Here is a 13,304-nt window from a genome sequence, read left to right on the forward strand (position 1 = left end):
TATTCACTTTCTCGTTGCATTGGCGCGTGACGCTGTCTCATTGTCTGCGCCAAAAAGCCGGATCAAGGCTTCATAGTCGACTGGCTTGGTCATATGATGGTCGAACCCAGCCTGAGCCGACCTGAGTCGGTCCGCCGGCAGTCCATAGCCGGTGACGGCAATCAGGATCGAGTCTGGATGCGACCCTGACTCGCGCAGCTTTTTCGCGACCTCGTAGCCGTCCATGCCCTGTAGTCCGATGTCGAGAAGGACGACGTCAGGATTGAAGGTGCCCATAGCGCTCAGTCCCGAAGGGCCATCAATACGGGTCTCGACCTGATGACCTTCGTTCCCTAGCAGCATTGCCAGTGCCTCACTCGCGTCGGCATTGTCGTCAATGATAAGGATCCGCTTTGGAAGCGTCGCAGTCGGCGCCGGCTGCCGGTTGACCTGTTCCCCGGGCGCGAGACCCGGGTCAAGCGGCAGATCGACGATGAACTCGCTGCCGGTCCTGCCATCGCTGATGGCGCGAACCGAGCCGCCGTGCAATTCGACCAGTCGTCGCACCACCGACAGGCCGACACCCAGACCGTTCTGGCGCTGACTCCCGGATGCGGGACCCTGAACGAACATGTCGAAAAGACGCCCGAGCATCGTGGACGGAATGCCCCGCCCGTTGTCCTTGACGCTCAGCGATAGCCGCTGAGCGCTTCTCGTTGCATGGAGTTTTATGGCCCCTCCGGGCGCCGTGTATTTCGCGGCATTGATCACGATGTTTTCGATGACCTGCGACAGGCGCGTCGGATCTGCATTCAGCCAGACCGGTTCATCCGGCAGGGAGACGGACAGCGTGTGACGGCGCTCATCAACGATCGGCTGGCACACTTCAACCGCACTCTGGACGATGGTCGTCAGCAGAACCGTCTGTCGATTCAACTCGATATTGCCACTCGTTATCCTCGAGATATCGAGCATGTCGTTCACGAGATGCATCATCGCGCGGCCCTGCCGCTGTATAACGCCAGCGGCCCATCCCTTCTGTCTGTCTGCGGCCGTTTCCGAAGTGAGCAAATCTCCCGCGGAGACCAGCGCCGCAAGTGGATTGCGCAACTCATGGCCGAGCATAGCCAGAAATTCGTTCTTTCGCCGGTCAGCCAGCGCCAGTTGTTCGGCGCGCTCACGAAGAAGAGTGTTGCTCGCGCTGCGGTCAACAAGATCGCGTTCAGTCGTCGCCACCGCGACAGGGTTTCCCCCGGCGTCCGACAGTACCGAGAGCGTAAGCCAGATGTTGACCACGCGTCCGTCCTTTGTTACCCGCTGTGTCTCGTAGGAATGCAGCGCCTCATTGTGCTGTGCATCGCGAACGAAATCGAGGTAATCCTGCCTCACGCCGGGTGGCACCAGGTCAGAGACGTTCATGCCCAGCGCCTCGGTCTCGCTGTAACCATACATGGTGCTCGCAGCTCTGTTCCAGGCAAGAAGGCGGCCTTTAAGATCGAATACGGTCACCGCGTCGTTCGAATCCTGAACCACTGCCGCAAGACGCCGGGCGCGTTCGTCGGACAGCTTGACATGGGTAACGTCAGCCCACGTGACCACGACGCCCGCCGGCGGCATCCCGCGTACCGCAATATACGGTGTCACACGGCGGACGTACCATTCCGCGGTTGCGGTTTCGATTTCCTTCTCGATCTGGCGCTCCACGCCCGTCAATATCCGGCCAATGTCCGTCGGCAATGCGTCACCGAGAGGGTTGACGAGGACTTCCGCGATCCTGCGTCCGATGTCAGGCGGCGCCAGCCCCAGAATCCTCGCGGCGTTGGGTGTGAACCGCTTTATCACTCCCTCCCCATCGAGAACCAGCGTCGCGATTTCTGTGCTGGCGAGCAGGTTGGTAAGATCCTCATTGAGGACCTCCATCTGATGGACCTTCTGCTCGAGCTGAGCATTCACGAGATTCAACTGCTCATTGACCGCCTGCAACTCCTCCTTTGAAGTCTCAAGCTCTTCGTTTGCGGAGCGCAACTCCTCATTCATCGAAAGGATTTCTTCATTCGACACCCGCAACTCGCCGTTGCTCTCTTCCAGTTCCTCAATTGTGTTGCCGAGCTCGACCTGCGTGGTCCGAAGCTCGCTCTCAAGGTGCCAGAGATCAGAATCAGCGCCAGAAGGTACGCTCAGCGGAGGTCGGTCGACCGTCGGCAACCTGGCGAAGATAACCAGTAACGCCTTGCCGGCGTGCGTTGTGTCGAAGGGGCGCGTCACCGTGATTTTCACCGCAGGCGCGCCGCCGTCAGCGACGACCTCACTGACCGGCGCGGCTGCGTGATCCTGGATCGCCCGACGCAATACGATCCGTAGCTTCAGGCGCAGGCCTTCGCGCGCCATGTCGAGAATATTGCCGGTCGGCTCACCTGCCGGTTGCGTCAGGTATTCATCCGTCGAGCCGCTCACATAGAGCACCTGGTGAGCAGAATTGATCAGTACCGAAGCGGCGCAGTGCTCGTCGAGCAGCGTGGCATTGACCAGTTCAGCGTAACCCTTGCTGCGCGTGCCGACACGGCTCATGGGCGGGAATTCCTCGCGACGGGTTGATCTCGCGGAAAACCGGTAGCCGGTGGGTGCCAGCGCCACGATTGGACTGCGTTCGTAAATGCGCCATGCTCTGGACACTTCCTGAAACTGGGTCGAATCAGGATCAGTGCTCTCTGATCGCCCCAGGAAGAGATAGCGCTTTGGGTTGAGTGCGAAATGAAATAGCTCAAATGCCCGCTGCTGGGCGTCCGGCTCGAGGTAGATCAGCAGGTTCCGGCAACTGATCAGATCAACGCGGGAAAACGGCGGGTCGGCAATAAGGTTCTGCGGCGTGAACAGAACTGTTTCGCGAAGTTCCTGCCGGATCTGGAATCCGTCGTTGTGAGGTTGAAAGAATCGCTCGAGCCGGGCCTCACCGACCGGTAGAGCGACGCTGGCCGAATAGACGCCTTGGCGTGCGCGTCCCAACGCTACGCGGTTCACGTCAGAGGCGAAGATCATGAACGGTCGCGTTGCCCGACGTTTCTCGATTTCCTCGCTCAATAGCATCGCCATTGAATAGGCCTCTTCGCCTGTCGCACACCCGGGCACCCAGACGCGAACGGGCTGCTCACTGTCCGGCTCATCCAGCAGGACAGCGAGAACGCGTTCGGCCAGAGCGACCCAGGCGTCGGGATCGCGAAAGAACTCCGTCACGCCGATCATCATATCCAGGCTCAGCGCCTGGGCCTCCTCCGCCGATGCTTTCAGGACATCGCAATACGCGTTCAGGCTGTCAATCCGGTTGACCGCCATGCGGCGGGCAATACGACGCTGAAGCGTCCCCCGCTTGTAGCCCCGGAAGTCCGGTCCGGCGGCCGCAAGCGCCCTGAGCACCGGTTCAAGATCGACCGGAGGCGCGGCTCCGGCGATGGCCTGCAAGGTTCCGGCTGTCGAGCGCCTGATGTACTCAAAAAGCGCGGCAGGCATGTCGTCAACCGGGAGCACATAGTCAACCAGCCCCGTTGCAACTGCATGGGCGGGCATTGCGTTGTGTTCGGCAGTGTCAGGCGCTTGCGCCATCACCATGCCGCCGGCGGCCTTGATCGCTCTCAACCCTGCTGACCCATCTGCGTTCGCGCCGGTGAGCACAATACCGATTGCCCGATCGTGCTGATCGGCGGCCAGCGACATGAAGAATGTGTCGATCGGCATGGGGATTGCTGGACGATCAACGGAGGGTTGTAATTGGAACATGCCCTGCTCAATGACGACGGAGACGGCCGGCGGGATCACGTAAACATGCCCTGCGCGCACGCTTGTGCCATCCTCGATCGCCAACACAGGCAAATGTGTGTCCCTCGCGAGCAGTTCCGTGAGATGGCTCTCGAAGTCCGGCGCCAGATGGACGACTATCACGAATGCGACGTCGTCGGGAACGGCGGGAGCCGCCCTGAAAAACACGCTCAGTGCGTGAAGGGCGCCGGCGGACGCGCCGATTGCGATTGTCCGGGGAGCGACGGTCGGATTTGGCGCTAGAGAACTTCTAAGCGACTCGTTCATGGTGTACCGCTGGAGGCTGTTGAAATCCCAGTGTAGCGCCTAATACTTCGCGACTGGTCAAGGTAGTGCCAGGCCGAGAGCGAACACAGATTCCAGGGGCCGGTCTGGTCGGGGTCATTTGTAAGGAAGCGGAAAATGTTGAAGGAAGATCATCGGAACGGTAATCACCTGCTCGCGGTGCTGGACGATGAAGAATGGGCACGCGTCGCTCCGCATATACGACCGGTGGACCTGTCATTGGGGCAGGTTATCTACGAGCCTGGGGATCGTCTCGATCACGTCTATTTCCCGGGCACGTCGATCGTGTCATTACTGTACGTACTGGAGAGTGGTGCTTCCGCCGAAATAGCCATTGTGGGTAACGAAGGGATCGTCGGCATCGCGCTGTTTATGGGGGGTGAAACGATGCCGAGCCGGGCAGTGGTGCAAAGCGCAGGACGCGCGTATAGGCTGGCGGCTACTGTCCTTAAAGAAGAATTCCATCGCGCAGGGGCGGTTCAACGCCTGTTGCTTCGCTATACCCAGGCATTGATCACGCAGATGGCGCAGACCGCCGTGTGCAACCGCCATCACTCCATTGATCAGCAACTGTGTCGATGGTTGCTGCTGAGCCTCGACCGGCTACCGTCAAATGAATTGACGATGACTCAGGAACTGATCGCCAACATGCTAGGCGTCCGGCGAGCCGGGGTCACGGAAGCAGCCGTGAAACTGCAGGAGGCCGGACTGATCCGCTACAGCCATGGTCGAATTGAGGTGCTGGACCGCTCTGGACTGGAAACACGCGCATGTGAGTGCTACCGCGTTGTCAAACGGGAGTGCGAAAGGCTGTTACCGGATCTGAGGGCGAAATGACCGGTCTGCTTCCTCTGACAGTCGGTAACGCCGTTTCTGCCCGATCGCGTTGCGCGCCGCTGGTTGGCTTCGATGAGTTAGTGCTCCGTGATCACGGCTGAGGGACAACTAGTCTGCGGCGAGCAGACGTTTCAGCTGGGTCAACACGTGATCCCAGCGGAGTCCGATTGAAGGAAATCGCATTGAGACCTGCATCATTGTGGACGGTGGACATCTTATTACCGGTTCAACAGCTGCTGGACACAGGCACCCTGGCGCTCTAACAGGGCGCTTGCCTCTCTTTTGATGGGCCCGTCGCTTTTCTTTGCGTCAAAACACACGCATTTCATTTGTTAGGCTTCTGGTCTAATTTTAGCGTATGCGCAGGATCGATCCGACATTCTCATATGTGTGCCGGACGTTCTGTAAGGTAGCGGTCAACTGCCTGCAGCAAGCGGGGTCCTGAGTTTTACTAATTACCATGATCCATCGATAAACCAAACGGATATTCACCAGCGCCACCGTGTGAACGCGTCGCCACCGTTCCGTGCGCCGAATGTCACCGTACCGACCGCTACGCCGGTTGCGCTCGGCGCATGCATGCCAGTCGGAAGACTTCCAATGCCACGCGAGGCGGCAGCGACATGCTCCAACGCTGTTTCCGCAGAATACTTTTTGTCGCGGCGATTGCTGTGGCATCGATACTTGGCCGCTTGACGCTAGCGAAGCCCGATTCGAGCGACGCCGGGGTGGTTACTCGACCACTGGGACGTCCGAGAGCGCGGCGATCTGTTCTGCTAGAACACGAAGGAAGCAGTCAACCCGATGGTCAATTCCAATTCTGTGTCGCATATAGCGAGGAGCGGCGTGCTTGACGTGACAGTTGCAGGTCACGATGTCTCTGACGAACTTAAGGATGGAAAGAAATTTCGCACGACCGCTCCCGAACGCCCTGACATAATCGCACGATGTCAGACGATTTGACATCGTTACGCGGCGCTACTCGCCATACAGCGTTACCGACGTCGTCTGCCACGAGCAAGGCCCCGTGCGCGTCCAGTGCGACGCCAACGGGCCGTCCTATGGCATGGCCGTCTGGCGTCAGAAAACCGGTGAGAAAATCTTCAGGTACGCCGGCCGGCTTTCCATCAACAAATGGCACGAACACCACCTTGTAGCCGGTGCGCGGCTTACGGTTCCACGAGCCGTGCTGTCCGACAAATGCGCCCCCGCGGTAATGAGCCGGGAACAGTGCCCGGTCGTAAAAGACCAGACCTAGCGAAGCCGTATGATTGCCAAGCGCATAGTCAGGCGCAATGGCTTTTGCAACCATATCAGGGCGTTGCGGTTTGACGCGGGTATCGATGTGCTGGCCGTAATAGCTGTAGGGAAAGCCATAGAACGCGCCATCCCTCACGGCGGTCATGTAGTCGGGGACAAGGTTGTTGCCGAGATCGTCCCGTTCATTGACTGCCGTCCACAACGCGCCGCTATCCGGTTGCGAGGACAGTCCGTTGGCATTGCGCAAACCTGTCGCATAGGGCCGCAAGCGGCCGGTGTCCACGTCGAACACAAGAATTCGTGCTCGACCTTCTTCGGCCTCGATTCCATTTTCCCCTGCGTTGCTGTTCGAGCCCACGGTGATGTACAGATGCTTGCCGGAGCGATCGGCCAAAATATTCTTGGTCCAGTGATGGTTGATCGGCCCGGCCGGCAAGTCGGTAACCTTGACGCCGGGGCTTGTAATCTGGGTGGCGCCTGTCACATAGTCAAAACGCAGAAGAGCGTCCGTATCGGCAACATAGAATTGATTGCCAATAAGCGCCATTCCGAACGGTGAGTGCAAATCGCGTAGAAACACGGTCTGCGTCCTCGCGACGCCGTTGCCGTCCGCGTCGCGTAAGAGCACGATGCGGTCTGGGCTCGGCAGCCCGGAGCCCGCGCGTTTCATTACCTGCTTTCTGACCCAACCGAATAGGCCGCTGCCTTGATCGTGTTCTTTTGGCGCGTCGCTTTCCGCCACCAGTACGTCCCCGTTGGGCAACGTGTAGAGCCAGCGCGGGTGTGCGAGGCCGCTGGCGAACTCGGTGACGGCAAAACCAGAGGGAGCGGTGGGCAGAAAGGCGGCAGGGCGCGCCTGAACGGGAGCGATGTTGACCATCGGAATCAAGGTCGATTGTGGAGCCGGTATAGCGGGCGACGCGCCGAAGCCTGTATCGCTTGAACTTGATGGTCCGATCGCGCAGGAAGCCAGCGGCAAAAGCATTGCAACAGCCAGACGATTTAGCAGGCGCATGTGGGTTCCCGGCGACAGCGTTGATGGATGATCCATGGGGGAACAGCAAAAATCCGGCCCGTGATGTTGCCAGCTAAGGCGCACTGCTCCATGATTCGAGCGGAAGACCTCGATCTGCCGGCTTCCCGGTCTTGCCGACGCTACGTAGGCGGCGATGGGGAAACAGCAACGGAGTCGGGCATCCGGATCGCCGCTGCCGAGCGTCAGGTTTCCTTAAGGTGAGGCCGCTAGCATCCATCGGATTTATGCGTTGCTTTTTTCGGGCTGTCGACCAAAGCGCAGGCTGCACGCCTCATCAATTCGTCAAGTCGTGACAACTTGAGGATCAGGAATGGCTAAGGTCTACGAAATGAGGCGGCCGGCATATGACGCAGTTGCGCGCACGCTGCACTGGCTAACCGCCCTGTTGGTCGCTATGCAGTTTGTGATTGGCTGGACGATGCCGGATGTCCACAAAGACACGCAGCCCGTTAATCTGATCGCCTGGCATCTTGGCGTGGGTGCGACGCTCGTCGCCGTGATGGCGATTCGGGTGATCTGGCGATTGACCCATTGGCCCACACCGGACGAGCTGCGGCCGCTACTTGGCATCGTCTCGCGCATAACGCATTTGCTCCTCTACGCCGCCCTGGTGCTGGTGCCGCTGCTGGGCTGGATCAACGCATCCTCACGCGGCTGGCCGGTTCGCTTGGTCGGCGTCGTGCCCTATCCGGCACTGAGCGAATCGGGCTCGGCCTTCGGACACGAGATGGGGGATGCGCACGGCATCCTCGCATGGGTGCTTTTCGCATTGATTGGTTTGCATGTCGTCGCAGCGTTGTTCCACCGCTTTTTTCTGAACGACCATGTGTTGCAGCGGATGCTGCCCCACGCAGGGCCGTCGCGTGATCAGATTCAAGACCGCTAAGGTGCGCCAATGCTCAACGCTCACAAAGAACCGCAATCCAGCGGCGCCGTTGATCATCACGGAGCCAGTGCTTCGAAAAATGGCAGCACCAATGAAGGCTCGTTTGTTCCATCTATTTGTTGATGTCCACCCAGAATTGACCCATCGACGCCGCCGTGCGCGGCGCGTCCGAGCGGCTGATTCTGATTCCGATGACGATCGTGACCGCGCTCGCACTACTGCTCGCACTGACCAGCGGTGCGGCCGGCAACGAGATCGAGGGGCCCATGGCGATCGTCATTCTCGGTGGTCTGGTCCTTTCCATGCTACTCAATCTGATTGTTCCGCCAACACTCGCGCTGCGTTACGGCCGTTTCGAGCGCCACACGTTGGCCGAGCCGGGAGAAACGATATCGAATGGATAAGCGGGGGGATCCCTATCGGGCTGCCTTCGCAGCCGCCGCGTTCAGGGCGTTCCGCGTGACTGGAACGGGAATGTAAAGCAATGCCGGAGCTACATTCTTGCGCAAGGAGATTCGCGATGTTAACCGTCAGACAATGTTTTTGTCTCCATCTCAGTGATGGTCACTACCACGGGCACTGCATTCGCCGCCCCATCGGCGAGCTACACGACCACTGTGAAGTTGCACGACGGCAAACGGGTCACCTGTGCGGTCAACAAACCGGAAGGCGTGCCACGGGTAGTACGTCGACCTCGACCAGGTGCGAGACGCACCGAAGCCCAGGTCAAGGCGACGGCAACGCTGCGCCGGCGGACAGCCGACGAAAACGCTTACTCGAGCCAGACGACGGCGCCGCATGTGCAGTGCCGGTGAGCGCGCGTAACGGGAAAGGCATCGTTCGCCGCCTTGACGGCGAACGTATGAACACCACGCGAATCGGTCGTACCGAGCCCACCCGACCTTGCGCTGTACATGCCATTTGGCACTTCGGCTTGTGAAATGGCCGGGCGGTGGCCGCCTCGCCCGAGCTTCCTGCCGGCGTTGTCCCGGTTAGCAGGTGCGTCGAACAACAGGCGGCCGCCTTTCTCGACCCGGTGCCTCACTGGGTCGTTTTTTATCCAGGACTGTCGACGCATGCATTGCTTAACGGCGTCAGCGGCCGTCCGTATCTTGTTCTTGTGCTTGTCTTCAGCGTTGCGTGCGCGGAGTCGTTTGCTGTCGTCTGGACGTTCGGCAGCGATGAGCAGTGTCGCCCACGCGCTCAGCACGCCGCCCCGATCAGCGCACCCGCGGCAAACATCACAATGTCCGCGGGGACGAATGCATTTTTTTCTCGCGGATAATCGCAACGAGGTTAAAGAACGGTTTGCCGTTGTTCCTTGATCAGCTCATCAGAACGCTGCGGATGGAGCAGACATCGGAGCCGACGGGCAGCAAAAGGATTTCAGCTCCCTCGGGCGGGGGACGTCTATATCCGAATTTGGCGAGACAGCAGCACAGCACGGACGGCCAAGCCGTCCCGAGGCTAATTTCAGCCTCCCTTCTGGCAGATAACTGACCGCGCCGAGCGCTTACGACGAGTGTTGCGTGCGGACACTAATCGCCCGGACCAATTTTTACGCCGATGTGGCGTTAAACTGGATCGAGGTTCCGGGGTTTGCGCATATCGTTGCTGTGCGATTTGTCGAAGAGCGTATCAACGACCATGCAACTAAGGTAGACAACGGTGGCGAGGATACTCACTTCGCTGGACCCCACTCAATCAGTCCGGCACGTTCCTCGACGCGTCGCGGTTTTTTGCCGACCAAGATATCCACGTTCGCGTCGGCAATTTTTTTGCCCGCGTGTTTCGCGGGAATACCGTTCGCGCTCGCCTGAATCAGCCTGGCGCCGTTGCATGGCGGAGCAGGCTGATTGTGAAGACGCAGCCGGTTCCTGGCACATCGCGCACGCCCGGAATGCCGTTGTTGGCCTCGACGCTGCGCCGGGCAATCGACAGTCCTAGCCCTAAGGCGGTTCTATCCTCGCTATTCTGGGTGAAAGGCAGGGACATCCGTTCCTCATCGTCCGGTGGAAAAGCTGGTGCTATCGGCTGCCGCGCGGCTGGACCAGTTTCTCTATGCAAGCGGCCTGGCTCCGGACGAGCGGGACACTGTGACCGCGATGACGCTTGCGAATTGGGCAACTGTGGACGGCGGCCAGCTCGCCAAGGGAAGGATCCTAGAGTTGTTGACGTCGCGATGAAGTTCAAGGCAGCCCAGAACTCGGTGTTAGGAAGCAAGACGATGGAGCCCCACGAGCGAATTGCTGTAGAGACAAAGATCGATCACACCAAGGGGCTCGTTTGGCATGGAAAGGGCCGGCGATCGGTGCCCCGCATCAAGTCTCTGGATGCAACGCTGTTGGCGCAGGATGGCTACGGGCACTCAACGTTGTACTTGAACCTCCGCCGCCGTACTTCTACATCGGGAACAATGCCGGTATGCTCGTGAACTATGGCATGCGCTATTACAAGCGACTACCGATCAGCAGCAGCGTTGCCGAGTCCGCGGTGAACCCGACAGTCAGCCGTCGCATGGCGAAGAAGCAACAAATGCGATGGACGGATAAGGAAGCGCACTGTCTGGCACAGATCAGAGTTGCTGTTCCCAGCGAAGAATTCTCAGTTAGGCAACTTGCTGTGCTGACCAAGACTTCTGCTGCTGCAAACTCGCCAAATGCGGGCCGAGCGGCGTGAATTGACCTCCAACGGTTTGATTCCATCTCGGTATCCACCCCGCTCAAGAAACAGAATGCTCTTTCCCGTCGAGGCAAATTTGTGCGTGACAGAGGGGCCGCCAGGTCCGCTGCCAAACGATGACATCGGAATGGTTCATGATTTGCCATTCCGATCACGTGCGTTCGATTGGTGGGATTGCAAACAGGCGGACTGCGCGAGAAGGGAGTGTCCAGTGTCTTGACGGTTCAAGGACTGATCCTGAAAGCATCAAGTAATCCACAGGCGGAGCGAGTGGTGAATGCGCGAAGCCGGCCGGCGCTGATATGCTCAACTGCGGCGTGCGTCGGTGTTACCTCCAAACGACACCTTATTCGCGTCAGCGCCCCTAAACTGGCATTGCCAAAGGCATCACACTTTGTGCACGTCGGTACTGACACGCATTGCGACTACAGATGCACTGTGCGAGATTAGCTTCGGGAGCCGGCTAGATGATTCTGGTCGGGAAGCTGCCACTGCGGGTCTGAGAAGATCACTCACAGTGCCGAAAGTTCGACCTGCATGCCTTTCAGGGCGAGAGGGCCTATGTCACAGCAACAGGCTGCTGAAATAGCTGCGCGACTTGACCGGCTGCCGCCGTCGCGCACCGTGTGGACCATGGTAATTCTGATCTCGCTCGGGGGCGTTTTTGAGTTTTACGATCTCTTCTTTACCGGTTATGTCGCGCCGGGTATGACCCAGTCCGGGCTATTCAAGCCTGAATCGCTAGGTTTTCTCGCGGCCCTTCAGCCTCTTGCCGTTTCCGGTTTCGGCACCTTCGTGTTCGCTACGTTCGCCGGTCTTTGGGTGGGGACTTTAGCGTTTGGCTATATTGCCGACAAATTTGGCCGGCGGCTGATCTTCACGTGGTCGCTGATCTGGTACATGGTCTGCACGATCATCATGGCTTTTCAGGCTTCTGGTTTGGGCCTCGATATCTGGCGCTTCATTGCCGGCATTGGCATCGGCGTCGAACTGGTAACGATCGACACGTACATTTCCGAACTGATTTCAAGCGATCAAAGAGGCCGTGCTTACGCCATCAATCAGTTCATCACGTTCTCCGTTGTACCAGTGGTCGCATTTCTCGCGTACGCGCTGAAAGGCACACAGCCACTTGGTCTCGATTACTGGCGAGTCGTGATACTGATTGGTTCCGTGGGGGCAATCGTCGTCTGGATTTTGCGACGTCATATTCCTGAAAGCCCGCGGTGGCTGGCCCGTCAAGGACGAATCGACGAAGCCGGCCGTGTCGTCGCAGACATAGAGCGCCGGGTGGTGGCCGAGAAGGGTGTCGCACTGCCCGCGCCGCAGACCGTCGCGCCGGAAAGTCAGCGGGCTGGCACACTTGGAGAAATATTCGCGCCGCAGTATCGGCGTCGCACGATTATTCTGTCGATCTTCAACATGGCGCAGGTGATTGGGTTTTACGGGTTCGCCGCGTGGGTCCCGACGCTCCTGATTCACCGCGGTATCCATGTCACGGCAAGCCTGGGTTACGCGTTCATCATCGCCGTTGCTAATCCTTTCGGCCCGCTGCTCGGCACACTATTCGCGGATCGTGTGGAACGCAAGGTTCAGATCATTGGTGGACTAATTACGATGGCTGTCGTGATTGCAATCTTTTCGCAAGTTTCGGAACCATGGCTGCTGATCGCGCTCGGCGTTCTGTTCACACTGTCTTCGAACGTCATGTCGTACGCCTATCATGGGTACCAGGCCGAACTTTATCCAACCCGCGTTCGCGCGCGGGCAATCGGATTCGTGTATTCGTGGAGCCGGATTTCAGCCGCTTTCGCCGGCCTTGCAATCGGGATTTTGCTGCACGGCTACGGTGTGCCGGGTGTGGCGGTATTCATCGGCATTTCAATGCTTCTCGCCATCTGCATGATCCTGCTCGGGCCGCGAACGCGAGGGCTCGCTCTGGAAGCAATCAGCCACTGATGTTCCGGGGTCTCGCCACCTGATCGACAGCGCGTCCCGAGGTCTCGGTCCCGGGGGGCTGTCCGCCCTGTGTTTGCCGTCTCGCAAGGGTTGCTTTGCACTGCAACAGGTGCACGCCCGGCTGGCGAGCTGACGTGATTCCAACGCCGCCAGCAGAGACCGCGTTGGTCTCACCTCGATCGAACCTTCAGCCCGGTTTTCGCAGGTTTTCATCAGGGCGCGTCCTTGCTCTTGCCCCGCACCAATGATTCCGGATGGCGCTCCAGATAGTCTGAGAGCGCACTGAGCGATTCAAGCGTGCGAGTCAACTCCCACAGGGCCCGATGTACATCCGACTGCAGAGGCGAGGCCGTTCGTAGCGTGGCTTCGGCCGAGCTGAAACTTCGTCTCGCGGCAACTAACGCATCGCGGGCTTGCGGTACGACGTCCGTATCGAGGCGCTGAAACGTAAGCGACTCAGCCCGGCCGTTTCCCCGTTCACGCGCGCGTGGGGCACGATGGTGATGGCGTGATGGAGTCCGTGTAGATTATGGGAGATCGTGTCCGCGATCCGCGATCGTGGACACGATC

Annotated in this window: 6 protein-coding genes and 2 pseudogenes; 5 read left to right on the forward strand and 3 right to left on the reverse strand. The window is 59.2% G+C overall.

What is annotated here, in order from left to right:
- Positions 1-3 precede the first annotated feature (3 nt).
- Positions 4-4,056, reverse strand: a complete 4,053-nt coding sequence (locus tag ABQJ48_RS27120; RefSeq protein WP_367841038.1) for a chemotaxis protein CheB — start codon at positions 4,054-4,056, stop codon at positions 4-6.
- Between the two features lie 135 nt (positions 4,057-4,191).
- Between ABQJ48_RS27120 and ABQJ48_RS27125 the strand changes: the two genes are divergently transcribed.
- Positions 4,192-4,911 (forward strand): Crp/Fnr family transcriptional regulator, encoded by a 720-nt coding sequence (locus tag ABQJ48_RS27125; RefSeq protein ID WP_367841039.1) that lies wholly within the window; start codon positions 4,192-4,194, stop codon positions 4,909-4,911.
- A gap of 889 nt (positions 4,912-5,800) precedes the next feature.
- Here the strand turns inward: ABQJ48_RS27125 and ABQJ48_RS27130 are convergent.
- Positions 5,801-7,186, reverse strand: a complete 1,386-nt coding sequence (locus ABQJ48_RS27130) for a PQQ-dependent sugar dehydrogenase (RefSeq protein ID WP_367841050.1) — start codon at positions 7,184-7,186, stop codon at positions 5,801-5,803.
- 331 nt (positions 7,187-7,517) lie between these two features.
- On the opposite strand from ABQJ48_RS27130, the gene ABQJ48_RS27135 reads away from it, so the two are divergent.
- The 4 genes and pseudogenes from ABQJ48_RS27135 (at position 7,518) to ABQJ48_RS27155 (ending at position 12,734) form a co-directional block, all read left to right on the forward strand.
- Positions 7,518-8,093, forward strand: coding sequence for a cytochrome b (locus ABQJ48_RS27135; RefSeq protein ID WP_367841040.1), 576 nt, complete (start codon positions 7,518-7,520; stop codon positions 8,091-8,093).
- Positions 8,094-8,239: 146 nt separating this feature from the next.
- A pseudogene (locus ABQJ48_RS27140) lies at positions 8,240-8,497 on the forward strand (hypothetical protein); the annotation flags it as partial.
- A 1,882-nt stretch (positions 8,498-10,379) separates the two neighbouring features.
- Positions 10,380-10,772, forward strand: coding sequence for a hypothetical protein (locus ABQJ48_RS27150; protein WP_367841041.1), 393 nt, complete (start codon positions 10,380-10,382; stop codon positions 10,770-10,772).
- A gap of 564 nt (positions 10,773-11,336) precedes the next feature.
- Positions 11,337-12,734, forward strand: a complete 1,398-nt coding sequence (locus tag ABQJ48_RS27155) for an MFS transporter (RefSeq protein ID WP_367841042.1) — start codon at positions 11,337-11,339, stop codon at positions 12,732-12,734.
- 212 nt (positions 12,735-12,946) lie between these two features.
- On the opposite strand, the pseudogene ABQJ48_RS27160 reads toward ABQJ48_RS27155, so the two are convergent.
- Positions 12,947-13,180: pseudogene (locus ABQJ48_RS27160) on the reverse strand (mammalian cell entry protein); the annotation flags it as partial.
- Positions 13,181-13,304: the final 124 nt, after the last annotated feature.

Source organism: Paraburkholderia suaedae (genome assembly GCF_040812055.1).
Classification (GTDB): domain Bacteria; phylum Pseudomonadota; class Gammaproteobacteria; order Burkholderiales; family Burkholderiaceae; genus Paraburkholderia.

What these genes read in the sequence shown, in the direction of transcription:
- ABQJ48_RS27120 (WP_367841038.1), bottom strand. Translation starts at nt 4,056, where the DNA reads ATGAACGAGTCGCTTAGAAGTTCTCTAGCGCCAAATCCGACCGTCGCT.
- ABQJ48_RS27125 (WP_367841039.1), top strand. Translation starts at nt 4,192, where the DNA reads ATGTTGAAGGAAGATCATCGGAACGGTAATCACCTGCTCGCGGTGCTG.
- ABQJ48_RS27130 (WP_367841050.1), bottom strand. Translation starts at nt 7,186, where the DNA reads ATGCGCCTGCTAAATCGTCTGGCTGTTGCAATGCTTTTGCCGCTGGCT.
- ABQJ48_RS27135 (WP_367841040.1), top strand. Translation starts at nt 7,518, where the DNA reads ATGGCTAAGGTCTACGAAATGAGGCGGCCGGCATATGACGCAGTTGCG.
- ABQJ48_RS27155 (WP_367841042.1), top strand. Translation starts at nt 11,337, where the DNA reads ATGTCACAGCAACAGGCTGCTGAAATAGCTGCGCGACTTGACCGGCTG.